This is a genomic window from Rhodococcus sp. NPDC058521 (genome assembly GCF_042719695.1).
Lineage (GTDB): Bacteria > Actinomycetota > Actinomycetes > Mycobacteriales > Mycobacteriaceae > Rhodococcus_F.
On the sequence record NZ_JBHXNL010000004.1, the window covers coordinates 297,038 to 321,935 of the forward strand.

A 24,898-nucleotide genomic window follows, 5' to 3' on the forward strand; every position below is an offset into this window, starting at 1 on the left:
TGCGAACCCACCCCCCAAGGTCAGACGCGGATTCGGGTGGGCTATGAGAGCCCGGCCTCGATCTCGTCGCGAACCTTCATCGCCGCGTCACGCAGTGATTTCACAGCCGGTCCGTGCCGCAGAACACCCCGAGATGTGTTGGGCAGCAACAGTTTTCGCGAAGTAGGGAAAATCTCCGCGAGATCGGCGACAGTTGCGCCCTGGGCTCCGAGTCCGGGCGCCAGAATCGGTCCGGAAAATTTCGACAAATCCAAGCCGTGTCCGCGTGTCGCGCCGACTACCAGCCCCGCAATGTCCGGTTCACCGGCATTTACGGCCGCCGATTCGTCGACGATCGACTGCGCGACGCTCACTCCGGTGGCCGTCTCCGACCGCTGTACGACACCACCATCGGGGTTCGAGGTCCTGGCAAGTACGAATAGCCCACGACCGTTCCCCCGGGCCAGCGACAAAGCCGGATCCAGCGAGCCGTACCCCAGGTACGGCGACACGGTCACCGAATCCGCCGACAACGGCGAATCCTCACCCAGCCAGGACTGCGCGTACGCGGCCATCGTCGAGCCGATGTCACCACGCTTGGCGTCCGCGACCACCAGCGTTCCGGCGTCACGCAGAACCGAGATCGTGCGTTCGAGCACCGCATACCCGGCCGAACCGTAGGCCTCGAAGAACGCTACCTGCGGTTTGACCAGAGCAACCTCACCGACGAACGCCTCCACACAGATCTCGGCGAAGGTCTCGAGTCCGTCCGCGGACAGCGGCAGACCCCACGCCCGCATCAGTTCTGGATGAGGGTCGACCCCCACACACAGGCGACCCCGGTGAGAAACGGCCGCGCGCAGCCGCTCCCCCCAGGTGTGCCCGGCCGTCACGACTTCGCGGCCTTCACCGGCTCACGGAGCCGTGCGTGCAGATCCTGCAGCGATTGCACGCCGATGTCTCCGCGGATGGCAGCCTCGATACCCTGCACGGCCGCCGAAGCGCCCTGCACGGTCGTCACGCACGGGATGGTGGCCGACACCGCTGCACTGCGAATCTCGTAACCGTCCACACGTGGGCCCGAGTTGCCGTACGGGGTGTTGATCACCATGTCGACCTCGCCGTCGCGAATCTGCTCGACGATGGTTCGGGCCCCCTCCTCGAGTTCCTCACCGGAGTGCTTGTGGACCTGTTCGCACGCGATCCCGTTACGCCGGAGCACGTCCGCGGTCCCCTCGGTGGCCAGAATCGTGAATCCGAGGTCCGCGAGACGCTTCACCGGGAAGATCAGCGAACGCTTGTCCTTGTTGGCGACGGACACGAACACCGCCCCTGTCGTGGGCAGCGAGCCGTAGGCGGCAGCCTGACTCTTGGCGAAGGCCGTGCCGAAGTCGGCGTCGATACCCATCACCTCGCCCGTCGACTTCATTTCGGGACTGAGCAAGGTGTCGACACCCGTCCCGTCCGCACGCCGGAAGCGGTTGAACGGTAGGACCGCCTCCTTCACTGCCACCGGTGCCCCCGGGGATACGGTGCCACCGTCACCCTCGGCCGGCAGCACCCCGCTCTTGCGGAGGTCGGCGATGCTCTCACCGAGCATGACCCGTGCGCACGCCTTGGCCAGCTGCACGGCGGTCGACTTCGACACGAACGGAACCGTGCGGCTCGCGCGGGGGTTCGCTTCGAGGACGTACAGAACGTCGTCCTTGAGCGCGTACTGGACGTTCAGCAGGCCCTTGACGCCGATCCCCTTGGCAAGCGCTTCCGTCGAGCGACGAACGTTCTCGATGTCGGCCCGACCCAGGGTGATCGGCGGCAGCGCACACGCCGAGTCACCGGAGTGAATACCGGCCTCCTCGATGTGCTCCATGATCCCGCCGAGATATACCTCGGTGCCATCACACAGTGCGTCCACGTCGATTTCGATGGCGTCTTCGAGGAACCGGTCGACCAGCACGGGACGGTCGTCGGAAATCTCGGTCGCCCGCGAGATGTAGCTCTCGAGGGAAGGCTCGTCGTAGACGATTTCCATCCCGCGGCCACCGAGAACGTACGAAGGACGGACCAGAACCGGGTAACCGATCGAGCTCGCGATGTCACGAGCACCCTCGAAGGATGTCGCGGTTCCGAACTTCGGGGCCGGTAATCCTGCCTCGACCAGCACCTTGCCGAACTCACCGCGATCCTCGGCCAAGTCGATGGCCGCAGGGGTGGTCCCGACGATCGGAACGCCCGCATTCTCCAGAGCGTGCGCGAGGCCGAGTGGGGTCTGACCACCCAGTTGCACGATGACGCCGGCCACGGTTCCGGATTCCGATTCCGCTCGGTAGACCTCGAGGACGTCCTCGAAGGTCAACGGCTCGAAGTACAGACGATCCGCCGTGTCGTAGTCGGTCGAGACCGTTTCTGGGTTGCAGTTGACCATGACGGTCTCGTATCCGGCCTCGGACAACGTCTGCGCCGCGTGCACACACGAGTAGTCGAACTCGATGCCCTGACCGATGCGGTTGGGGCCCGAACCGAGAATCAGCACCTTCGGACGCTCGGTCTGGGGCGCGACCTCGGTCTCTGCCTGCGGATCGAGCTCGTAGGTCGAGTAGTGGTACGGCGTCTTCGCTTCGAACTCGGCGGCACAGGTGTCGACCGTCTTGTAGACGGGATGCACTCCGAGCGACTCACGCAGGGTGCGAACGGCGGTTTCGGAACCGAGTTCCGGACGCAACGCGGCCAGCTGGCGATCGGACAGCCCGTGGTGCTTCGCGCGGCGCAGCAACTCGCCCGACAACTCGTCGGCAGTGCGAACCCGCTCCCCCAGTTCGTGTATCTGAGCGAACTGATCGAGGAACCACGGGTCGATCGCGGTGGCATCGAACAGTTGCTCGACGGTGGCGCCGAGAGTCAGAGCCCGCTCGATGCCGTAGAGCCGACCGTCATGCGGTGTCCGCAACGACTCGAGCACCGACTCGAGATCGCCCTCGACGGGGGCGCCCGTCCAGAATCCCGACTTCTTGGTCTCGAGCGAGCGCATCACCTTGCCGAGCGCCTCGGTGAAGTTACGCCCGATCGACATGGCCTCACCGACCGACTTCATCGTGGTGGTCAGCGTGCCGTCGGCACCCGGGAACTTCTCGAACGCGAAGCGCGGAGCCTTCACGACCACGTAGTCGAGCGTCGGCTCGAAGCAGGCCGGCGTCTCCTTGGTGATGTCGTTGACGATCTCGTCGAGCGAGTAGCCGATGGCCAACTTCGCCGCCATCTTCGCGATCGGATATCCGGTCGCCTTGGATGCCAGGGCGGACGAGCGCGACACTCGGGGGTTCATCTCGATGACGACGAGGCGACCGTCGGTGGGGTCCATCGCGAACTGGATGTTGCAGCCGCCGGTGTCGACTCCGACCTCGCGCAGGATGTCGATCGAGAGATCGCGCATCTTCTGATACTCACGGTCGGTCAAGGTCATGGCAGGAGCAACCGTGACGGAGTCACCGGTGTGCACACCCACGGGATCGACGTTCTCGATCGAACAGACGATCACGACGTTGTCGCGCCCGTCGCGCATGAGCTCGAGTTCGTACTCCTTCCACCCGAGGATCGACTCCTCGATGAGCACGTTCGCGGTCGGCGACGCGGCGAGACCGCCACCGGCGATGCGGTCGAGGTCGGCATCGTCGTAGGCCATGCCGGAACCGAGGCCGCCCATCGTGAACGACGGGCGGACGACGACCGGGAAACCGAGATCCGAGACGGTGTCTCGCACCTCGTCCATCGTGTAGCACACCCGCGAGCGTGCGGATTCTCCGCCGACCTTCGCGACGATGTCCTTGAACTTCTGCCGGTCTTCACCGCGCTGGATGGCGTCGAAGTCGGCGCCGATGAGCTCGACGTCGTACTTCTCCAGGATCCCCTGCTCGTGCAGAGCGACCGCGGTGTTGAGAGCGGTCTGGCCGCCCAGCGTCGCGAGCACCGCGTCGATCGGGTGCCCCTTCTCGGCCTCGAGGGCGATGACCTTCTCCACGAACTCGGCGGTGATCGGCTCGACGTACGTGGCGTCCGCGAACTCCGGGTCGGTCATGATGGTCGCGGGGTTGGAATTGACCAGGCTGACCCGCAACCCCTCCTCGCGCAGTACCCGGCAGGCCTGGGTTCCGGAGTAGTCGAACTCGCATGCCTGTCCGATCACGATCGGACCGGATCCGATCACCAGGATGTGCGAGAGATCTTGACGGCGTGGCATTACTTCTTTTCTCCCTCGAGCAGGCTGGCGAAACGATCGAACAGGTAGGCGGCATCGTGTGGTCCCGCGGCCGCTTCGGGGTGGTACTGCACCGAGAACGCACTGCCGTCGAGCAGCCGAACACCCTCCACGGTTCCGTCGTTGGCGCAGGTGTGGCTGACGACGCCTCGTCCGAACGGTGTGTCGAATTCCTGGCCGGCCTCGCCTTCCAGTGCGAACCCGTGGTTCTGCGCCGTGATCGCGATCCTGCCGGTGTCGTGCTCGACTACCGGGATGTTGATGCCACGGTGTCCGAACTTCATCTTGTACGTACTCAGCCCGAGTGCGCGGCCGAGAATCTGATTACCGAAGCAGATGCCGAAGAGCGGCAACCCCTTGCCCAGGATCTCCTTGGTCAGGTGCACTGCTCCGTCGGCAGTGGCCGGGTCGCCGGGGCCGTTGGACAGGAACACGCCGTCGGCCTTCAGATCGACGATCTGCTCGAGCGACGCATTCGACGGAAGGACGTGCACCCGGATGCCGCGCTGGGCGAACATTCTCGGCGTGTTCGTCTTGATGCCGAGGTCGATGGCGGCGACGGTGAACCGTGCCTCGCCACCGGTCGGCTCCACGACGTATCCACTACTCGTGCTCACCTCACCGGCCAGGTCCGCGCCGAGCATCGACGGCTGGCGACGCACCCGATCCACCAGCGTCTCGGTGTCGACCGAGTCACCCGACCAGGCGATGGCGTCGCCGGAGAACACACCGGCGCGCATCGACCCTCGCGAACGAAGGTGCCGTACGAGCGCCCGGGTATCGATCTCCGCGATCCCGACGACGTTCTGACGAACCAGCTCGTCGTGAAGCGATCCGGTCGCACGCCAGCTCGAGGTACGCCGCGCGGGGTCGCGGACCACGAAGCCGGCCACCCAGATCTTCGCCTCTGCGCTGTTGCCCGTGGGTCCGACCGATTCGTCGTCCTCGTCGTTCCAGCCGGTGTTGCCGATCTGGGGCGCCGTCGCGACCACGATCTGCCGGTGGTAACTCGGATCGGTCAGTGTTTCCTGGTACCCGGTCATTCCCGTGCTGAACACAGCCTCGCCCAGGGTCTGTCCCACAGCGCCGAATGTGGTTCCACGGAACGTCCGCCCGTCCTCGAGGACGAGAACCGCAGGCCCGGTCCCGATCGGTGTGTTCGTTGTCGTCGCTGCGCCGCTCACGCACTCTCTCCGTTCTGCTCGGCCTGGCCGGAGCCCGCCGAGTTCGATGAATCTTCACTGTCGGTGCCGGTGTCGGTGCCACGAATCCAGTTCGGGTACACCGACTTGTCGTCGGCACGAAAACCTGTGTCCACTTCGGTGCCGGTGGGCAGTTCCCAGCGGACGACGAGCAGCCCGTCCTTCGTCATGACCTTGCCCGCGAGACCCCGTTCGGTTCGGGCCGCCCGAATGGACGCTTCCGGAATCCAGATCGGGTTGGCGCCGTCGCGTTCGAGCAGGATTCCGGCGGTATACCGGGCGATCTCCCCTGCGGCACGGAAGCCCAGGTCGCCCACCGCGATCCGATCCTGCCAACTCGGCGCGATGGTGCTTCCGACGTACAGGCCCGTCACAGGGGCGACGGTCTGTTCTCCCAACTCCTTGGGGACCGGAGGCAGATCGCCGATTCGGTCGCTCTGACGCTTCGCTCGTCCGCGCCAGCCCCAGTACATGAGACCGATCATCGCCACCCAGAAGATGACCAGACCTATGATCCACAACGCTCGCTCCATGCCGATCACGCTCCTTCGCGTTGCTGCGCCACACCGTCGCGAGCAGTGATTCGGCCCCGAAGGAACGTGGTGGTGACCTTGCCGGGCAGAGTCATCGATTCGAAAGGCGTGTTCGAAGCGATACTGGCCAGGTCGGGGCCGTGCACCGTCCACTCCACATCGGGATCGACCAGCGCCAGGTTGGCCGGTTCGCCCACGGCCAACGGCCGTCCCTGGTCCGCGAGTCCGACGATCTCGGCCGGGCGTTCACTCATCACTCGCGCAACCCCGCGCCAATCCAGGAGGCCGGGGCGGACCATCGTCGAGGCGATGATCGACAGCGCGGTCTCGAGTCCCAACATTCCGGGGCGCGCCACCGCGAATTCGCAGCACTTGTCCTGCTCGGCGTGCGGCGCGTGGTCGGTGGCAACGCAATCGATGATCCCGTCGGCAAGACCGCGCCGCAGCGCTTCGACGTCACTCTTCTCACGGAGAGGCGGATTGACCTTGTTGATCGCGTCGTAGGTTTCCAGGCGTGAATCGTCGAGCAGCAAATGATGGGGTGTCACCTCTGCACTGATCGAAATACCTTGCTCCCTGGCCCATTTCACCAGTTCTACGGTGCCGGCGGTGGAGGCGTGACAAATGTGAACCTGCGCACCTGCGTCTCGGGCCAGCAGCGCATCCCGCGCGACGATCGATTCCTCGGCCGCCCGCGGCCATCCGGCAAGCCCCAATCTGGCTGCGGTAGGGCCCTCGTGTGCGACGGCACCAACCGTGAGCCGCGGCTCCTCGGCATGCTGGGCGATGAGCACACCCAGCGAGCTCGAGTACTCGAGAGCGCGGCGCATGATCAGTGGGTCGTGGACACAGTGTCCGTCGTCCGAGAACATGCGGACTCGACCGACTCCCCCTGCCATTGTCGCCATCTCCGCGAGCTGCTTGCCTTCGAGGCCGACCGTAACCGCGCCGACAGGGTGGACGTCGACGAGTCCGATCTCCTGGCCGCGGCGCCACACATGATCGGTCACCACGACGGAATCGGCGACAGGGCTCGTGTTCGCCATGGCGAAGACTGCCGTGTAGCCACCGATCGCGGCTGCGGCCGAACCCGAATCCACCGTCTCGGTGTCCTCGCGTCCGGGCTCGCGCAGGTGGGTGTGCAGATCGACGAAACCGGGCAGGAGAATCTGTCCGCCACCTTCGACGACCCGAACATCCGACGCGGCGAGTCCCGCGCCGATCTCGGTGATCACGCCGTCGCGCACCAACACGTCGGTGGCGTTGCCCTCGCCGTAGAGCAGGACGTTCCGGATCAATACCGTGCCGCTTCGGTCAGCCACCCGCATATCTCCTGTTTCAGTGTTCTCGTTGGGATTCGCGTCGAGACTTCCGGTGCTCATCCGTCTGCATCCTCCGAGCCCACGAGTAGTCCGAACAACACGGCCATGCGCATGTGCACACCGTTGGTCACCTGCTGCAGGACCGCCGTGCGCGACGAATCGGCGACCGCGGACGCGATCTCCATCCCGCGCAGCATCGGTCCCGGGTGCAGCACGACGGCGTGCTCGGGAAGCAGCGCCATGCGGCGCTCGGACAGGCCGTAGTTGATCGAGTACTCGCGTTGGGACGGAAAGAAACCGCCGTTCATACGTTCGGCCTGTACTCGCAGCATGAGAACCGCGTCCAGCCCGGGAAGTTCCGCGTCGAACGAGTGCGCCACCGTCACCGGCCACGTCGACACGCCCACCGGCAGAAGAGTGGGCGGCGCCACGAGTACGACTTCCGCGCCCAGCATCGACAACAGCAGAGCGTTGGAACGGGCAACGCGGCTGTGCAGGATGTCCCCCACGATCGCGACCCGCTGACCCTCGATGGTGCCGAGTCGCTGGCGCAGCGTGAGCGCATCGAGAAGGGCCTGGGTCGGGTGCTCGTGCGTTCCGTCGCCCGCATTGATCACGGCGGGGCCGCCGTCTTCGTGCGCTCCCGTCCACGCGGCGATCTGATGTGCAGCACCCGAGGCCGGATGGCGAACGATCAGTGCGTCCGCACCTGCCGCGCGCAACGTCATCGCGGTGTCGCGCAGGGATTCACCCTTCGAGACCGACGAACTCGACGCACTGACATTGATGACGTCCGCACTCATCCATTTGCCGGCAACCTCGAACGAGACTCTCGTCCGTGTCGAGTTCTCGAAGAACACCGTCATCACGGTGCGTCCCCGCAAGGTGGGCAGCTTCCGTACCTCGCGTCCGAGAAGCGCCTGCTCGAATCGTTCCGCCTCGTCGAGAAGGGCGATCGCATCCTCTCGGTCGAGGTCTGCAATCGACAGCAGGTGCTTCACAGGTGCTTTCCCCCGGAGATCATGACCGCGTCGCGGCCGTCGTGTTCGTCGAGCAACACATTCACGTCCTCGCTGCGGGCAGTGGGCACGTTCTTACCGACGTAATCGGCGCGCAACGGAAGCTCGCGGTGGCCGCGGTCCACGAGCACTGCGAGCTGCACGGCCTTCGGCCGACCGAGGTCCCGCAGGGCGTCCAGTGCGGACCGGACGGTGCGCCCGGAGAACAACACATCGTCGACCAGCACGACCAAGGAATTGTCCACTCCACCCTCGGGCACCGAGGTGCGTTCGAGCGGGCGGTGAGGTTTGTTCCGCAGATCGTCGCGGTACAGGGTGATGTCGAGTGATCCCGTGGACGGTCGCACACCGGAGAACTCCTCGATCCGGTCGCGCAAGCGATACGCAAGCGTGGTGCCACGAGTGGGAATGCCGATGAGAACGACGCGCGCGTTGTCGCCGTCGACCGAGTCGAGTGCAGTCTTCTCGATGATCTGATGTGCGATGCGGGCGATCGTGCGGCCTACGTCCGCTGCGGAAAGCAGCTCACGGGCCGATTCGTCGACGGGGCGAGACCCTTCGGGTTCGCTCATTCAACGACCTCCTTCTCCGCCTCACGGGACGGATCGTTAAAGGATGTCTGACCACCACACTTTAACAGCGGTGCGGACACGACCCGAACACGTTTCTCCGTGACCGTGCACACACGGAGCCCGAGCCCACCCGGCAGGCCCACCTCGGAGAAGGACATCGCACCGACCACCGTGACGGTGATCGGTGCGATGTACGGACGAACGAGCTATTCGGCGGACTCGGAATCCTCGCTGGAAACATCCGGCGCCGCCTCGGAACTGCGTGAGGAGGTGGCAGCCGCGGCGGACCGAACCTGGGGCGCCACCAGCACGACCTGACCGAGCACGCCGTTCACGAATCCCGGCGAATCGTCGGTAGACAGCTGCTTCGCCAACTCGACGGCCTCGTCCACGGCAACCACGGGCGGCACGGCCACCGCATGGAACAACTCCCACACCGCGATGCGCAGAATCGCGCGATCCACCGCGGGGAGACGTTCGAGGGTCCAGTCCTGAAGGTGCGAGGCGATCACCTGATCCAGCCGGTCGAGATTCTCGGCCACACCCGTCACAACGGTGATCGTGTACGACGGCACCGGTGCGACGGTGTCGTCCTTGCCGGCCAGCTCGGCCCGCTCCGAGGTGAGATTCACCGGGTCGAGATCACGAGCCTCGGCTTCGAAGAGAAAGTCGACCGCCCGCTTGCGCGCCTTGTGGCGCGCACCGAGCTTCTTCTGCGTACCGGACACTCAGGAATTCACACGCCCGAGGTAGTTGCCGTCACGCGAATCGACCTTCAACTTGTCACCGGTGTTGATGAACAGCGGAACCTGGATCTCCGCATCCGTCTCGAGGATCGCGGGCTTGGTACCACCGGTCGAGCGGTCACCCTGCAGTCCCGGATCGGTCTGCTTGACGACCAGTTCGACGGTCACGGGCAGTTCCACGAACAGCGGAATATCGTCGTGAACCGCGACCTGGACAGCCATGTTCTCGAGCATGAACTTCGCGCCGTCGCCGACGACCGCAGCCGAGATCGGGATCTGGTCGAACGTCTCGCCGTCCATGAACACGAAATCGGAACCGTCGTGGTAGAGGTAGGTCATGTCGCGTCGGTCGACAGTGGCGGTTTCCACCTTCACTCCGGCGTTGAAGGTCTTGTCCACGGTCTTGCCCGAAACGACGTTCTTGAGCTTCGTGCGCACGAATGCGGGCCCCTTGCCCGGCTTCACGTGCTGGAACTCGATGATCGCCCAGAGCTGTCCTTCGATCTTCAGGACAAGTCCGTTCTTGAAATCGCTGGTGGAAGCCACTTGCTTCGCGTCTCCTCAGATACGTTCGGTTCGAAACCGTCTAGACGACAGTCAGGTCTTTGGTGGTGAGAGTGAGCAGCTCCGGCCCCTGCTCACGAACCACGAGCGTGTCCTCGATCCGCACGCCACCGCGTCCGGAGAAATACACGCCCGGCTCGACGGTCACCGCCGCACCGCACAGAAGTGTACCGGTGCCCAGCTTGCCGATTCCCGGTGCTTCGTGGATTTCCAGTCCGACGCCGTGTCCGAGGCCGTGCAGAAACAACTCGCCGTACCCTGCATCCTCGATAACTCGGCGGGCCGCGGCATCGACCGACGCAACCTCGGCGCCGGGTTCCAGCGCTGCTCGACCAGCCGCCTGCGATCGCGCTACCAGGTCGTACACGTCGCGCTGCCAGTCCGAAACCCGGTCCAGAACGAACGTGCGTGTCATGTCCGAGTGGTATCCGGCCACCTGTGCACCGAAATCCAGCTTGACGAAATCGCCCGAGGCGAGCACCGCATCCGTCGGCCGATGGTGCGGAACCGCGGAGTTCGCCCCGCACGCCACGATCGTCTCGAAGGCTATCCCGTCCGCCCCGTGATCGAACATGAGCGACTCGAGACGTCGGCCCACTCGGCGCTCCGTGAGGCCGGGACGCAGGCCGCCTTCCTCCACGAGCGCGGCCAGAGCTGCGTCCGCGGCGGCACACGCCGACCGAAGCAGACCGATTTCGTGCTCGTCCTTCACCATCCGCAACTGTTCGACCAGACCCGAGGTCGCGACCAGCGGACGCTGTGGCGCCACCTCGGACCACACAGTGTGCTGCGCGACCGTCACGACGTGACTCTCGAAACCGAGGTCCGGCACCTCGGCCGATTCGACGAGGTGACGTGCGCTCGCACGATCGATCACGGCTTTCAGGTCCGGGACCTGTTCCGCCACCTGGGTGAGGTATCGGCCGTCCGTACAGATGACGGTCCCGTTCTCGGCATCCACGCTGTCGCGCGCATCCACCAGGAGCGCCGCATTCGAACCTGTGAATCCGGTCAGGTACCGAATGTTCAGCAGATCGGTGACCAGAAGGGCGGAAATCCCCTCCGAAGCGAGCGATGCACGAAGCGCCGCGCGGCGAGGTGCGTGGTCGGCAGACATGACGTCCAACCTACCGCTCGCCTTCGCCGGCCCGAGCACGTACACACACCTCGCCACACGCCGGTCTGTGGGGTAGGCCACACGGAGCCGGAGCGGTCTGGCTACGCTGTGCCCATGAATGCGTGGGTGGTGCGCGGCCTCGGGATGGCCCTCATACATATTGTTCTTCGTGCGATTCTCGGGATCGCGATCACACAGTGGCCGCTGCACGGCAGTTCCCTGCGAATGGTTGCCCTTGTGCTCGTCGTGATCGCAGCACTGGTGTGGGGTTGGCTGGACGCGGCGCGAGACCGTAAGAAGAACCCCGATCCGGACACCGGTGCCGATCTCACGATGCTCTGGTTGAAGGCTTCGATTCTCGGTGGCCTCGTTGCCGGACTCGGTAGCTGGATCGTCAACTTCGTCCCCGACTTCAACGTCACTCAGAACTCACTCTTCTTCGAGCTCACGTCCGGCGCCGCGTTCACCGTTCTCCTGATCTTCGTGCCCACGATGCTGGCAGTCGGCGTCGACAAACTGCTCCGCCGCCGCACGGACTCCGATCAGAACGGCGGGGGCAGTGAACAACGAACCGCTGCGGCCGCACCCGCCGCCGTGGCGAGTCGACCGGTCGGAGACTCCGGCCTCGGAAGCGAAGTTCTCAGCCTCGACCAGCAACACCCGAACGCCGGATCGGCCCAGGAGTACACCGGTTCCGACTACACCGGTCCCGACTACTCCTCCGGCGATGCCGATGCAGACACGACAGTGTTCGATGCGGTTCCGGGCACCTACCGCGAAGACACCTCCGACCTCGAACCGGAGTCGGAGACATCGCAGTTCACCGACCCCGAGGACGTTCGCGGTCGGGACTGATCACAGACAAATGCGGGGCGTGGTTTTCGTTCGAAACCACGCCCCGCATTTTCTTGCTCGCACTTCGTGCGAGGGTGACGTCGTCAGAGCAGCACGCCGCTGCTCGGGGTCGGCTCGTCTCGTGCGATCGCCGAATACGCCGCTGCCAACAGCGACGGATCGGGCCCTTCCAGTCGTCCCGGCTTCGCGATGCCGTCGAGCACCACGAAGCGCAGCAGCCCCGCTCGGTTCTTCTTGTCCGTCTGCATACCTTCGAGCAGTTGCGAGAACGCGTCGCCGTCGTAGGTCGTCGGTAGCCCGACAGCCTCGAGGATGGTTCTGTGACGGGCGGCAGTCTCGTCGTCCAAGCGGCCGGCGACCCGGCCGAGTTCGGCAGCGAACACCAGTCCGACGGACACCGCGGCGCCGTGGCGCCAGCGGTACCGCTCACGCCGTTCGATCGCGTGCCCCAAGGTGTGCCCGTAGTTCAGGATCTCCCGCAGATCGGACTCACGCAGGTCCGCCGCCACCACCTTCGCCTTGACCCGCACCGACCGTTCGATCAGCTCGGGGAGCACGGTGCCGGCGGGATCGAGCGCCGCTTCCGGATCCTGCTCGATCAGATCGAGAATGACCGGGTCCGCGATGAAGCCCGTTTTGATGACCTCCGCCATTCCCGCGACAATTTCGTTGCGCGGCACCGTTTCCAACGTCGCCAGGTCCACGAACACTGCGGAAGGCTCGTGGAACGAACCCACCAGGTTCTTACCCGCCTCGGTGTTGATACCCGTCTTTCCACCGACCGCTGCGTCCACCATCGCCAACAGCGTCGTGGGGACGTGAACCACTCGCACACCACGCATCCAGGTCGCCGCCACGAACCCTGCGAGGTCGGTCGCCGCGCCACCCCCGAGACTGACGACGGTGTCGCTTCTCGTGAGACCGATCCGTCCGAGAACCTCCCAGCAGAACCCGGCCACCGCAAGGTCCTTACCGTCCTCCGCGTCGGGAATCTCGATCCGGTGAGCGTCGATACCCTTCTCCGCCAACGCCTCCCGCACGGCCTCTGCGGTGACCGCCAGAGGTGGTTGATGGAAGATCGCCACGGTCCGCGTTCCGGCGAGCTCCTCCACGAGGTCGCCCAGCAGTCCTCGGCCGATCACGACCGGGTAGCGATCGGCCGTACGTACATCCACGCGCACCGGTTCGGTCACTTCGTTTGCTCCGCTCCGTCGTCACCCGACTCATCGAACTCGGCACTCATTTGCCGAGTTTCGCCACCAGCTGTTGCACCACACGTGCGGGACTCCGCCCGTCCGTTCTCATGCGAATGGTCGCAACCTTGCGATACAGCGGCCGCCGCCGCCGCATCAGTTCTTCGTACTTCGCCTTCGCATCACCACCGGCCAACAATGGCCTCGAGGTGTTGTTGCCCGTGCGTTTCAACCCTTCCGCGACACTGATCTCCAGATAGATCACCGTATGCCCCCGAAGCAACGCACGGGTCCGCTCGGAGAGGATCGCGCCGCCACCGAGCGAGACGATTCCCGTCTCGTTCTCCAGGGCCCTGGCAACCACATCTTCTTCCATCGCACGGAAGGTCGGTTCGCCGTCCTGCGCGAAAATGTCCTTGATTGCGCGCTGGGACTCCTGCTCGATCGCCGCATCCGTATCGAACAGTGCGACGTCGAGAGTCTGTGCGAGCCGCCGACCTATGGTCGACTTACCTGCGCCCGGCGGACCGACGAGCACGGCGACTGGCGCCACCGTCAGCGCGGCGGACGGACGGCGATGCCGTCACGGTAGCGCCGGTAGTTGTCGGCGGTCTCGGCGATGGAGTCGCCACCGAACTTCTCCAGAGCCGCCTGAGCGACGACCAGCGCGACCATCGCCTCGGCGACGACACCGGCAGCCGGAACCGCGCACACGTCGGACCGCTGGTGGATCGCGACCGCTTCTTCGCCCGTCGACATGTCCACGGTCGACAGTGCCCTCGGAACGGTCGAGATCGGTTTCATCGCTGCACGAACACGCAGTGCTTCACCATTGGTCATGCCGCCTTCGATGCCACCGGCACGGTTGGTCGAACGTTCGATTCCGTCCGGTCCCGGCAGAATTTCGTCGTGCGCGCGACTGCCGCGACGCCTGGCGGTCTCGAACCCGTCCCCTACCTCGACGCCCTTGATCGCCTGAATCCCCATCAGCGCAGCGGCGAGTCGTGAATCGAGCCGGTCCGCACCCGACACGAACGAACCGATCCCCACGGGAAGCCCGTGCACCACTACCTCGACCACGCCACCGAGAGTGTCGCCGTCCTTCTTCGCCGACTCGATCTCGGCGATCATCGACTCCTCGGCTGCCTTGTCGAACGCGCGTACCGGGCTGGCATCGATCGCATCCAGATCGCCGGCAACAGGCTCCGGGCCGACGTACGGGTCGGATGCACCGATGGAGATCACGTGCGACAACACCTCGACGCCGAACACCTGGCGGAGGAAGCCGCGAGCAATCGTGGCTGCGGCCACCCTGGCCGCCGTCTCTCGCGCACTCGCACGTTCGAGCACGGGCCGCGCGTCGTCGAAGCCGTACTTCAGCATTCCCGAGTAGTCCGCATGACCCGGGCGGGGGCGCGTGAGTGGTGCGTTGCGGGCCTGGTCTGCGAGCTCGGCAGGATCGACCGGGTCCGCGGACATGATCGTTTCCCACTTGGGCCACTCGGTGTTGCCCACCTCGATCGCGACCGGACCGCCGAGCGTGTGTCCGTGACGGACTCCGCCGACGATGGTCACCTTGTCCGCTTCGAACTTCATCCGCGCGCCGCGCCCGTATCCGAGACGACGACGCGCAAGTTGGGTCGAAATGTCCTCGGACGTGATTTCGACGCCCGCGACCATCCCCTCGAGCATCGCAACGAGGGCGGGACCATGAGATTCTCCGGCAGTAATCCAGCGCAGCACACCAATATCCTTCCATGCCGAGCGTCGGTGGTCGGACAGTGGTAGGTGTCGCCGTGCTCCGTCACCGTTCCGGCTCGTCCCGTTCACACGGCAACCACAAGCACCGAGCACACTGTTGCCAGGCACATCGAGGCACCGTGCGGAAGCGACGTGGACATCGATCGCGACCGCAATAGCGCGAAACCCGCTCCGACGAGAGCCGTGATCAGTGGCGCGCCTGCGCCTGCCGCAAGCCAACAGTCGGCGCCCCCGAAAGACGCGGCGCCGCCGGTACCGAGCGCCAGTTTCACATCCCCCGCGCCGACCGAACCCGGCGCACACAGATACGCAGCAAGATACGAAGCCGACAGCAGAGCCGACCCCATCACCGGGGTCGCGGCTGCCCCGGTGACGACCCCATACCCGACCGCAGCCGCGAACCCTGCGCAAGTCAGAACGTTCGGCAGACGTCGAACCGCGATGTCCACAGCACTTGCCGCGATCGACCACCCGACAAGAGCCGTCACGGCAATCATCGAGACGAGCACCTCGGCCGTCACCTGGTTGGTGGCGCCCCACCAACCGATCCCGGCACACGATGCTGCACCGGCCGCCTCGCACCATCCGAAAGAAATCGGATGCGCCATCGCAAATCTGTCCGCAATCCCCCGCGCGATTCCACCGATTCCGATTCCGACGCCGACACCCCACGCGACCCCGCACAACTGAATCCACCCCATGAGGCGAGCATGCACGGCCGAACCCGCTCCATTGCCCGAAAAGGCTGGCGCACAGTCGGCCTGTCGATACCGGTCCTGTCTGTGGACAAGTCAGTCGAGCGCGGCCCTCATCACCTCGCGCGGCGCGGCCATCCCTGTGAACTGGGCAACTTGGTCGTAGGCCTGGTTGAGCAACATCTCGAGTCCGCCGACGACGATGCCGCCCTTACGCCGCACGGCTTCTGCCAGCGGCGTCGGCCACGGATCGTAGATCGCGTCCAGCACGAACGGGGCCGAGCCGAGCACGTCCGCGTAAGGCTCGGCGCCCACGGCGGGCACCGTGCTCACCAGCGCGGCGCAATCCTTCACGACCGCACCGAGACGTGGGTCGTCGATCTCGACGAACCTCATCTCCAGACCGGCGTCGATGCCACATTGCACCGCGCCCACCGCCCGATCGCGACTCCGCGCAACGAGCGTGACCTCGCGAACATCCATGCCCGCCAGCGCCACGAGGGCGGGTCGAGCCGTGCCGCCCGCTCCCACCACCACTGCCGACGTGTTCGTCAGGTCGCCCACGCCACCGTCCGTCAGCGCCCCCTGGACCCCGTCGACGTCGGTGCAGTCGGCCCGCCACCCGCGATCCGTCCTCACCAGAGTGTTCGCCGACCCGACCGCTACTGCACGGTCGGTTCGCTCGTCCGCGAACGCCAGAGCAGCCAGTTTGCCAGGCATCGTCACCGAGAGACCCACCCACTCGGGTCCGAGGCCCGATACGTATCCGGGCAACTGCTCCGCGGTGCAGTCGACTCGCTCGTACGTCCAGTCCGTCAGGCCCAACGTCCGATACGCGGCCAGGTGGAGCTGCGGTGATCGAGAGTGCTCGACGGGACTCCCGAGAACGGCAGCCCTGCGCCCACGATCAACGACCACTTGTCAGAATCCCGCTGCTGAGAGCCTGGTCGATGTTCGACAGATGCTCTTCGTAACTCTTCGTGAACAGGGTCGTACCCTGCGCATCGACCGTCACGAAGTAGATCCAGTCGCCGGGTTCCGGAGCTTCGATCGCCTCGAGCGCACCGATACTCGGAGACGAGATCGGAGTTGCCGGCAGGCCGGGGCTCGCATATGTATTCCACGGCGTCACCTGTGCGCGATCCGCATCGGTCGTCGCCAACTCGGTCGTGTCGAGCGCATAATTCACCGTCGAGTCGAACTGCAGCGGCTGGTCCACCTCCAGTCGGTTCACGATGACACGCGCAACCTTCGCGAAATCGTCGGGCATCGCCTCGCGCTCGATCAACGACGCCGCGATCAGCATTTCGTACGGCGACAAGCCGACCGAATCACCGGCGGTTCGGATACCGGTGTCCTCGTAACTCGAGGCGCTCTGCGTGACCAGGTGCTTCAAGATCTCCGTGGGACCGGCACTCGGGTCGAAATTCCAGCTACCGGCAGCGATGAGGCCCTCGAGCTGACGATCGCGGTCGGGCACGCTGGCGACCTCGCTCTTGGCCCAGTCGGGCACGCCGAGCGAGTCCAGATCCGTACTCGCTCCTGCTTTGTCCAGATCTTCGTACGAAATGCAGGATTTCGTCGCGCCGGCACCGGTGCAACTCGCTTCCGAGATCAGCGAATAGATGCCCTTCTTCACCGCACTCGTCTGGACGTCGCTGTTGTCGTGCAGTTGGCGGCCCTCGGAGATCACCATCTGACCGACGCGCGAGGTCGGATCGACCAGTTGCGACACCGCATCGACCCCGGGAATCTCGGTGGAGATGCTGTAGAAGCCCGGCTGCATCGAGTTCATTCCGGTGTTCTGCACCGCGGCGTTGTAGAACGCGGCCGAACTGGCAACGACGCCCTTGTCGACCATGGTCTCGGCGATCTCTTCGGCGGTGTCACCGGACTTGACCTCGACGACCACGTCTGGACCGCCGGGTCCCGCCTCGTAGTCGTCGGGCAGACTCGGTCCACCGAAGAACGCCTTGCCGCCGACCACGACGAGGCCTGCAAGCACGACGAGAACCACTGCGGCGGCGGCAAGACCGAACCACTTCCCCCGTCGTGCGCGTCGGCCCCCGGCACTGCGGCGCCGTGATTGCAGCCTGGTGCCTGCGGCCGGCACGACCTCGGGCTCCGCGCGATCGAACCTGTTGTCGATCGGCTCTTCTTCGTATCGGGAGTCCCCGTAGCGGGAGTCCCCGTAATGCGGATCGCCATACTGCGAATCCTCGTAGCGGGGGCGCTCGTAGAACTCCGCATCGTGGTAGTCGGGCGCCGCGTACCCGTGGTCGGCGTACTGGGGTTCCGGGTAGTCCGATTCACCGCTGTAATGGGCTTCGTCGCCGTAGTGCGGATCCTGGTACGCGGGCTCCTGATACCGGTCCCCGTATCCGTCAGGCGCATAGGAATCCTCACCGTAAGGATCGTGACGATATCCATCGTGATCGTCGTGGTCCGGGTTGCCGCGTTGGGTGAATCGGGATTCGGCGAACCTGCTCTCCACGAATCCGCCGTCACCGAACGGGCGTCTGTCGTCACTCACTGGCCGACCTCCGGCTGCTGCTCTGCATCCCCGCTTGCATCCGTAGCCATCCCCGATCTGCTCCGCTCGTCCAACCAACCCTGCAAGATCGCCACCGCCGCGGCCTGGTCGATGACCGGGCGTTGCCCTCTCGCGCTGACACCACTCTCACGAAGCGCTCGTGCCGCGGTCACGGTCGTCAGACGTTCGTCCGCCAGCCGTACCGGTATCGGATCCACCTGTCGACCCAACCGTTTCGCGAACGCCGCAGCGATCGAGGCTGCCTTTCCACGTTCACCTCGGAGCGTTTGCGGCAGACCGACGATAACCTCAACAGCCTCGTACTCCGCGACAATGGCGGCAATCCGCCTGATGTCGGGCGCGTCGGGACCCCGCTCCTTGGACCGTGGGACCGTTTCGACCGGCGTTGCCAAAATGCCGTCCGGATCGCAGGAGGCGACTCCGATCCGCACACTTCCCACGTCCACACCGATGCGCCGACCGCGGCCCGGATCGCCCTCGCCGGGGCGGTCGGGGCCGCTTTCTGTCCCCGGCACCGCTACTTGGTCCCCACAAGTTCCGCGACCCGATCACGCACCGCGGTGAGAGCGGCAGCGATGCCACTCGGGTCCGAACCGGAGCCCTGAGCCATGTCCGCCTTGCCGCCGCCTCGGCCGCCGATCGCCGGCCCGAAGCTCGCCACGAGTTCTCCGGCGCGGATACCGGCCTCCTGCGCACCCTTGTTGGCTGCGACCACGAAGGGAACCTTGCCGTCCACGTCACCGAACAGCACGACGACGGCAGGATCGCTACCCAGCCGGCCGCGCACGTCCTGAACGAGTGAACGCAGGTCGTTTCCACCGACGCCCGCGGGTGCAGGTTCGGCGACCAGCCGCACCGCACCGATGCGATGGGCCTTGTCGACGAGCGTCCCGGCCGATGCCAGAACTGCCTGCGCGTTGGTCTGCTCGAGTTCTTTCTCCGCGGCCTTCAGTCGTTCCACGAGCGCCTCGACACGAGCAGGCACTTCCTCGGAGGGAACCTTCAGGCTCGACGAGAGCCCGGCCAGCAGTGCACGTTCCTTCGCCAGGTAACGGTAGGAATCGAGTCCGACGTACGCCTCGACGCGGCGTACTCCGGAGCCCACCGACTGCTCGCCGAGCAAAGTGATGTTCCCGATCTGCGCCGAGCTGGCCACGTGGGTGCCGCCACAGAGCTCCATCGAGAAGGGCCCGCCGATCTCGACGACCCGCACCTCGTCGCCGTAGTTCTCACCGAAGAGCGCCATCGCACCCATCGACTTGGCCTTCTCGAGGTCCGTGACGAAGGTGTTCACCGCGAAGTTTTCCGCGACTGCTTCGTTCGCGACGGCTTCGATGTCCTGCTTCTGGGTATCGGTCAGGGCTCCCTGCCACGAGAAGTCGAAGCGGAGGTAGCCCGGCTTGTTCAACGATCCGGCCTGGACGGCATTCGATCCGAGCACCTGACGCAGCGCTGCGTGGACCATGTGTGTTCCCGAATGCCCCTGGGTGGCGCCCTTGCGCCATTCCGGGTCGACCTGGGCGAGGACGACGTCTCCCTCGGCGATCTGCCCCTCGTCCACCGTTACCTTGTGGACCCACAGCTGCTTCGCGATCTTCTGGACGTCGTTGACCTTCGCCCGCATACCGGCGGCCGACAGCGAACCGAGGTCGGCGATCTGTCCGCCTGCCTCCGCGTACAGCGGCGTGCGGTCGAGAACGATTTCGACGTTCTGGCCCGCTGACCCAACCGGGACCCGCTGTCCGTCTGCCAGCACCGCGATCACGTGTGCTTCGGAGACCAACTCGTGGAACCCGGTGAACTCCGTCGGCCCTCGGTCGATCAGTTCCTTGTAGACACTGAGGTCTGCGTGCGCGTGCTTGCGGGCCTGCGCGTCGTCCTTCGCGCGTTTGCGCTGCTCCGCCATCAGATTCCGGAATCCGTCCTCGTCGACGGTGAGACCGGCTTCGGACGCCATCTCGAGGGTGAGATCGATCGGGAACCCGTAGGTGTCGTGGAGTGCGAAGGCCTGATCGCCGCCGATCACGCTCTTACCGGAAGCCTTCACCGATTCGGCTGCACCCTCGAACAGCTTCGAACCGGAACTCAGGGTCTTGAGGAACGCCGACTCCTCGCCCACCGCCACGTTCTCGATGCGGTCGAAGTCGGTAGCGAGTACCGGGTAGGACTCGGCCATGGTGTCCCGGACGACGACCATGAACTCCCGCATCGTCGGCTTGTCGGCACCGAGGAGTTTCGCCGACCGCACGATGCGCCGCAGCAATCGCCGCAAGACGTATCCACGCCCGTCGTTGCCCGGGTTCACCCCGTCCGAGATCAGCATCGCAGCGGTACGGGCATGGTCTGCGATCACGCGGAATCGAACGTCGGGCTCGTGGTCCTCGCCGTACTTGCGGCCGGAGAGCTCTTCCGCCTTCTGGATGACCGGGCGAACCAGATCCGTTTCGTAGACGTTGTCGACACCCTGCAGCAGAAACGCGACACGTTCGACGCCCATACCCGTGTCGATGTTCTTTCTCGGCAGCGGGCCCAAAATCTCGTAGTCGTCCTTGCTCGTCCCGAGACCACGCTCGTTCTGCATGAACACGAGGTTCCAGATCTCGATGTATCGATCCTCGTCGGCCTCCGGTCCACCCTCGATGCCGTACTCGGGGCCACGGTCGTAATAGATCTCGGAACACGGACCACACGGGCCGGGAACGCCCATCGACCAGTAGTTGTCGGCCATACCCCGACGTTGGATGCGGGTCTCGGGTACGCCGACCTCGTCACGCCAGATGTCGCGCGCCTCGTCGTCGTCGAGGTAGACGGTGACCCAGATTCGCTCCGGATCGAACCCGTACCCACCGTCCTCGACGGAGCCGGTCAGAAGCGTCCACGCGTGCTTGATGGCGTCACGTTTGAAGTAATCGCCGAACGAGAAGTTTCCGGCCATCTGGAAGAACGTGTTGTGCCGCGTGGTGATGCCGACGTTCTCGATATCGAGGGTGCGCACACACTTCTGCACGCTCGTCGCCGTCGGGTACGGCGGTGTCTGCTGCCCGAGGAAGAACGGAACGAACTGCACCATTCCGGCATTCACGAAGAGCAGATTCGGGTCGTCGAGAAGCAGCGAGGCACTGGGCACCTCGGTGTGGCCGGCCTTGACGAAATGGTCGAGAAATCGCCGACGAATCTCGTGAGTCTGCACGTCTGGTCCTTCACATATGGACGAATTGGGCAATCGGCGACACCTGGTGCTCGGTGCGCCGACCGCCTTCCAGCTTATAGGCCCGTCACAATTCGATTACTCAGCCCCGGACGATCCGGCGCAGCTTCGGGACGCGCTGGGAGAGCTCCCTCTCGCCGCCGTGTGCGGTCGGCTCGTAGTAGTCGACGCCCACGAGTTCGTCGGGCGGGTACTGCTGGGTGAGCACGCCGTCCTTGTGGTCGTGCGGATAGCGATATCCGACCGCGTTGCCGAGAGCCTCCGCTCCCTTGTAGTGTCCGTCACGCAGATGCGGCGGGACCAGACCCGACTTTCCAGCCGCTACGTCCGCCATGGCAGCGCCGAGGGCAGCGACGACCGCCCCCGACTTGGGCGCGGTGGCCAGGTGAATCGTCGCCTGAGCAAGGGCGAGCCGGGCTTCGGGCATTCCGATGAGCTGCACGGCCTGCGCGGCGGCCGTCGCAGTCTGCAGCGCCGTGGGGTCGGCCATCCCGATGTCTTCGCTCGCGTGCACGACGAGTCGCCGTGCGATGAAGCGCGGGTCCTCACCCGCTGTGATCATCCGTGCGAGGTAGTGCAGCGCCGCATCCACGTCCGACCCGCGGATCGACTTGATGAAGGCACTGATCACGTCGTAGTGCTGATCGCCGTCCCGGTCGTAGCGAACTGCAGCCTTGTCGACGCTCTCCTCCACGGTTTCGAGGTCGACCACGGCAGGTTGTTCACCACCCCGGGCGAGAGCACTTCCTGCCGCCGCCTCGAGAGCGGTCAACCCGCGCCGTGCGTCTCCCGCCGCCAGGCGCACCAGATGTTCGAGCGCGTCGTCGGTGATCGTGATCGCGCCGTTCAATCCGCGTTCCTCGGTGCGGGCACGTTCGATCACTGCCTCGATGTCTTCCGAGGTCAACGATTTCAGCTGCAGGACGAGCGAACGCGAAAGCAGCGGCGAGACGACAGAGAAGGACGGGTTCTCGGTGGTCGCCGCAACCAGCAGGACCACCCGGTTCTCGACGGCGGCGAGAAGCGCATCCTGCTGGGTCTTGGAGAACCGATGCACCTCGTCGATGAACAGGACGGTCTGCTCCCCCGCGAGCAGTCGACGTCTCGCGAGTTCGATGACTCCGCGTACTTCCTTCACACCTGCGGACAGCGCCGACAGGGCCTCGAACTTACGGCCCGTGGCTCCCGAGATCAGCGAAGCGAGCGTCGTCTTGCCCGTCCCGGGCGGACCGTAGAGAAGTACCGATGCTGCGCCCGATCCCTCGACTAGTCGACGTAGCGGAGCGCCCTGACCGAGCAGGTGCTGCTGACCGACGACCTCGCCGAGCGTGCGAGGCCGCATTCGCACAGCGAGCGGGGCATCGTGTGTGCGAGTTCGCGCCGCGGCAGCCTCGTGGAGCGGCACCGCCTCGGCGGCGTCCGCATCGTCGCTCAGTTCCGAACCGAAGAGATCGCTCACCCGTTCGACGCTACCGTGTCGCGTCCCAGGTAGCGCCCACAGGAGATTCTCCTGACTCGGAGGCCGACAATTGAACATTCGGTGAACTTGCCTCGATGAAGCGAGTCGGAGTTGAACGGTTGACCGACTCGAGTTCTGATCTACGAATGACCACAGAGCGACAGCGCATCACCCGGACTTCGGAAGAATTCACAGTGCCTCGGCGGACTGTGCTTCGGGCGAGCGCGACCGTCGCCGGTGTTGGCATTACAGCCGGGGCTGGAACCTTCGCTGCGGCCACGGCAGGCGCACAACCAGCCGGTCGTACTCCGCGATTCGTGCACGGCGTCGCCTCCGGAGATCCGTTGCCGGACGCAGTGATCCTGTGGACTCGCGTTTCCCCCACCCTCGATGCGACCCCGGGCTCCGGTGTCGGCCCGACGGTCACCGTCGCCTGGGAAGTTGCGACCGATGCGAGCTTTGCGAACGTCGTCCGCTCGGGTTCCGTCGAAGCGTCCGCGGCGTCCGACCACACAGTGAAGATCGACGCGACAGGTCTGTCGCCCAGCACTCGTTACCACTACCGATTCGTATCGGAGACTCAGACGTCACCGACCGGAATCACCCACACGGCACCCGCAGCGGACGCAGACCTCGATCGACTTCGATTCGGTGTCGTCTCGTGCTCGAACTGGGAAGCAGGCTATTTCGGTGCCTATCGCCATCTGGCGGCACGCGGGGATCTCGACGCGGTCATTCATCTGGGCGACTACATCTACGAATACGGAACCGGCGAGTTCGCGGCCGGATCGAAGGTGATCCGCGCGCACGAGCCGACACACGACATCGTCACCCTTTCCGATTATCGGCAGCGGCATGCGCAGTACAAGACGGATCCCGACCTGGCTGCACTGCACGCGAAGCTCCCGTGGATCGTCACCTGGGACGACCACGAGACCGCCAACGACGCGTACGACGGCGGCGCAGAGAATCACGACCCGGCAACGCAGGGTGCGTGGCAGGAACGGCGCGCGGCCGGGATGCAGGCGTACCTGGAGTGGATGCCGGTGCGGGCGGGCGGCACCATGTCGGAGCCACGCCTCTACCGACGTCTGCAGTTCGGCAATCTCATGGAACTGTCGATGCTCGATCTCCGCTCGTATCGCAGCCGGCAGGTGTCTCCCGCATCTCGAGAGGCCGATGCGTTCGAGCGCTCCATCACCGGACCCCAACAGATGGACTGGCTTCGAAAGGGACTGGTGTCTGCCGACGCCACGTGGAAAGTGGTCGGCAACCCGGTGATGATCACTCCGTGCCTGTTCCCGCCGCTCGAGCCGCAGACCACTGCGGCGGTCACCGAGATGCTGGGCGTCCCTGCCGGTGGCCTCCCTTACAACGCCGATCAATGGGACGGCTACACAGCGGACCGACGGACGCTCTTCGACGCGCTGCACGGTAGCGACGTGCGCAATGCGGTGTTCATCACCGGCGACATTCACTCTTCGTGGGCAGCCGATCTTCCCGTCGACCCAGCCAACTACCCGGCTTCTCCAACGGTCGGGACCGAGTTGGTCGTCCCTTCGGTGACCTCGGACAACGTCGACGACATCGTCGGGGCTCCGCCGCGCACGATTGCCGTTGCCGCCGAGGAAGCATTTCGAGCAGCGAATCATCACATCAAGTACGTGGAGCTCGATTCGCACGGCTATGCCGTGCTCGAAGTAAACAGACAAGCGGCGCAGATGGACTGGTTCTACCTCGACGACCGCACCAATCCAGCGACCGGTGTGCGCCGGGCCGTCGGTTACCGTGTCGTCGCCGACGGCGGACGGGTCGAAATCGCGCCACCGCTCCCCTGATTCACTCCTGCCAGTTCTTCACTCCTGCC

The 24,898-nt window shown here is 65.2% G+C and carries 21 protein-coding genes; 2 read left to right on the forward strand and 19 right to left on the reverse strand.

Features of this window, described 5'->3' with window-relative positions; genetic code table 11:
* Positions 1-41: 41 nt before the first annotated feature.
* The 10 genes from pyrF to ACFWO3_RS09500 all read right to left on the reverse strand — a co-directional run bounded on the left by pyrF (position 42) and on the right by ACFWO3_RS09500 (position 11,306).
* Positions 42-872: an orotidine-5'-phosphate decarboxylase gene (gene pyrF, locus ACFWO3_RS09455; protein WP_378576473.1), complete on the reverse strand. Its 831-nt coding sequence runs from the start codon at positions 870-872 to the stop codon at positions 42-44.
* Positions 869-4,213, reverse strand: coding sequence for a carbamoyl-phosphate synthase large subunit (carB, locus tag ACFWO3_RS09460; protein ID WP_378576476.1), 3,345 nt, complete (start codon positions 4,211-4,213; stop codon positions 869-871). Before carB ends, pyrF begins: the two co-directional genes overlap by 4 nt.
* Positions 4,213-5,415, reverse strand: a complete 1,203-nt coding sequence (gene carA, locus ACFWO3_RS09465; protein WP_378576478.1) for a glutamine-hydrolyzing carbamoyl-phosphate synthase small subunit — start codon at positions 5,413-5,415, stop codon at positions 4,213-4,215. The genes carB and carA overlap by 1 nt, the downstream gene beginning before the upstream one ends.
* A complete protein-coding gene (locus ACFWO3_RS09470) occupies positions 5,412-5,966 on the reverse strand; it encodes a transporter (RefSeq protein ID WP_378576481.1) in 555 nt (184 codons plus the stop codon). Before ACFWO3_RS09470 ends, carA begins: the two co-directional genes overlap by 4 nt.
* A gap of 5 nt (positions 5,967-5,971) precedes the next feature.
* Complete coding sequence (locus ACFWO3_RS09475; RefSeq protein WP_378576678.1) at positions 5,972-7,294, reverse strand: dihydroorotase; 1,323 nt, start codon at positions 7,292-7,294, stop codon at positions 5,972-5,974.
* Between the two features lie 50 nt (positions 7,295-7,344).
* Positions 7,345-8,289, reverse strand: coding sequence for an aspartate carbamoyltransferase catalytic subunit (locus ACFWO3_RS09480; protein ID WP_378576483.1), 945 nt, complete (start codon positions 8,287-8,289; stop codon positions 7,345-7,347).
* The gene (gene pyrR, locus ACFWO3_RS09485) at positions 8,286-8,879 is read right to left on the reverse strand and encodes a bifunctional pyr operon transcriptional regulator/uracil phosphoribosyltransferase PyrR (protein ID WP_378576485.1); all 594 of its coding nucleotides are present in this window, start codon (positions 8,877-8,879) and stop codon (positions 8,286-8,288) included. The genes ACFWO3_RS09480 and pyrR overlap by 4 nt, the downstream gene beginning before the upstream one ends.
* A 206-nt stretch (positions 8,880-9,085) precedes the next feature.
* Positions 9,086-9,607 (reverse strand): transcription antitermination factor NusB, encoded by a 522-nt coding sequence (gene nusB / locus ACFWO3_RS09490; RefSeq protein WP_378576487.1) that lies wholly within the window; start codon positions 9,605-9,607, stop codon positions 9,086-9,088.
* Positions 9,608-10,171: an elongation factor P gene (gene efp / locus ACFWO3_RS09495; protein ID WP_378576490.1), complete on the reverse strand. Its 564-nt coding sequence runs from the start codon at positions 10,169-10,171 to the stop codon at positions 9,608-9,610.
* A 40-nt stretch (positions 10,172-10,211) separates the two neighbouring features.
* On the reverse strand, positions 10,212-11,306 hold the full coding sequence (locus ACFWO3_RS09500; protein WP_378576492.1) for a M24 family metallopeptidase: 1,095 nt from the start codon (positions 11,304-11,306) through the stop codon (positions 10,212-10,214).
* 114 nt (positions 11,307-11,420) lie between these two features.
* Here ACFWO3_RS09500 and ACFWO3_RS09505 point away from each other — a divergent pair, with 114 nt between their 5' ends.
* Entirely contained in the window at positions 11,421-12,161 is a 741-nt protein-coding gene (locus ACFWO3_RS09505) for a B-4DMT family transporter (protein ID WP_378576495.1), read from the forward strand.
* A gap of 83 nt (positions 12,162-12,244) precedes the next feature.
* On the opposite strand, the gene aroB is transcribed toward ACFWO3_RS09505, so the two are convergent.
* From aroB to ACFWO3_RS09550, 9 genes are all read right to left on the reverse strand, one after another.
* Entirely contained in the window at positions 12,245-13,354 is a 1,110-nt protein-coding gene (gene aroB, locus ACFWO3_RS09510; protein ID WP_378576497.1) for a 3-dehydroquinate synthase, read from the reverse strand.
* A gap of 46 nt (positions 13,355-13,400) precedes the next feature.
* Positions 13,401-13,907 (reverse strand): shikimate kinase, encoded by a 507-nt coding sequence (locus tag ACFWO3_RS09515; RefSeq protein ID WP_378576500.1) that lies wholly within the window; start codon positions 13,905-13,907, stop codon positions 13,401-13,403.
* Between the two features lie 2 nt (positions 13,908-13,909).
* Positions 13,910-15,097 carry a chorismate synthase gene (aroC, locus tag ACFWO3_RS09520; protein WP_378576502.1) on the reverse strand — a complete coding sequence of 396 codons (1,188 nt, stop codon included), beginning with the start codon at positions 15,095-15,097 and terminating at the stop codon, positions 13,910-13,912.
* A gap of 83 nt (positions 15,098-15,180) precedes the next feature.
* Positions 15,181-15,816: a prepilin peptidase gene (locus ACFWO3_RS09525; protein ID WP_378576504.1), complete on the reverse strand. Its 636-nt coding sequence runs from the start codon at positions 15,814-15,816 to the stop codon at positions 15,181-15,183.
* A gap of 90 nt (positions 15,817-15,906) precedes the next feature.
* Positions 15,907-16,728: a shikimate dehydrogenase gene (locus tag ACFWO3_RS09530; RefSeq protein ID WP_378576506.1), complete on the reverse strand. Its 822-nt coding sequence runs from the start codon at positions 16,726-16,728 to the stop codon at positions 15,907-15,909.
* A complete protein-coding gene (gene mltG / locus ACFWO3_RS09535; protein WP_378576508.1) occupies positions 16,718-18,343 on the reverse strand; it encodes an endolytic transglycosylase MltG in 1,626 nt (541 codons plus the stop codon). The genes ACFWO3_RS09530 and mltG overlap by 11 nt, the downstream gene beginning before the upstream one ends.
* A complete protein-coding gene (ruvX, locus tag ACFWO3_RS09540) occupies positions 18,340-18,879 on the reverse strand; it encodes a Holliday junction resolvase RuvX (RefSeq protein WP_378576510.1) in 540 nt (179 codons plus the stop codon). Before ruvX ends, mltG begins: the two co-directional genes overlap by 4 nt.
* Positions 18,880-18,881: 2 nt before the next feature.
* The gene (gene alaS / locus ACFWO3_RS09545; RefSeq protein WP_378576513.1) at positions 18,882-21,554 is read right to left on the reverse strand and encodes an alanine--tRNA ligase; all 2,673 of its coding nucleotides are present in this window, start codon (positions 21,552-21,554) and stop codon (positions 18,882-18,884) included.
* Positions 21,555-21,654: 100 nt separating this feature from the next.
* The gene (locus ACFWO3_RS09550) at positions 21,655-23,031 is read right to left on the reverse strand and encodes a replication-associated recombination protein A (RefSeq protein ID WP_378576515.1); all 1,377 of its coding nucleotides are present in this window, start codon (positions 23,029-23,031) and stop codon (positions 21,655-21,657) included.
* Between the two features lie 146 nt (positions 23,032-23,177).
* Between ACFWO3_RS09550 and ACFWO3_RS09555 the strand changes: the two genes are divergently transcribed.
* Positions 23,178-24,869, forward strand: coding sequence for an alkaline phosphatase D family protein (locus tag ACFWO3_RS09555; protein ID WP_378576517.1), 1,692 nt, complete (start codon positions 23,178-23,180; stop codon positions 24,867-24,869).
* Positions 24,870-24,898 lie beyond the last annotated feature (29 nt).

What these genes read in the sequence shown, in the direction of transcription:
- carB (WP_378576476.1), bottom strand. Translation starts at nt 4,213, where the DNA reads ATGCCACGCCGTCAAGATCTCTCGCACATCCTGGTGATCGGATCCGGT.
- ACFWO3_RS09470 (WP_378576481.1), bottom strand. Translation starts at nt 5,966, where the DNA reads ATGGAGCGAGCGTTGTGGATCATAGGTCTGGTCATCTTCTGGGTGGCG.
- ACFWO3_RS09475 (WP_378576678.1), bottom strand. Translation starts at nt 7,294, where the DNA reads ATGCGGGTGGCTGACCGAAGCGGCACGGTATTGATCCGGAACGTCCTG.
- pyrR (WP_378576485.1), bottom strand. Translation starts at nt 8,879, where the DNA reads ATGAGCGAACCCGAAGGGTCTCGCCCCGTCGACGAATCGGCCCGTGAG.
- ACFWO3_RS09500 (WP_378576492.1), bottom strand. Translation starts at nt 11,306, where the DNA reads ATGTCTGCCGACCACGCACCTCGCCGCGCGGCGCTTCGTGCATCGCTC.
- ACFWO3_RS09505 (WP_378576495.1), top strand. Translation starts at nt 11,421, where the DNA reads ATGAATGCGTGGGTGGTGCGCGGCCTCGGGATGGCCCTCATACATATT.
- ACFWO3_RS09525 (WP_378576504.1), bottom strand. Translation starts at nt 15,816, where the DNA reads ATGGGGTGGATTCAGTTGTGCGGGGTCGCGTGGGGTGTCGGCGTCGGA.
- ACFWO3_RS09555 (WP_378576517.1), top strand. Translation starts at nt 23,178, where the DNA reads ATGACCACAGAGCGACAGCGCATCACCCGGACTTCGGAAGAATTCACA.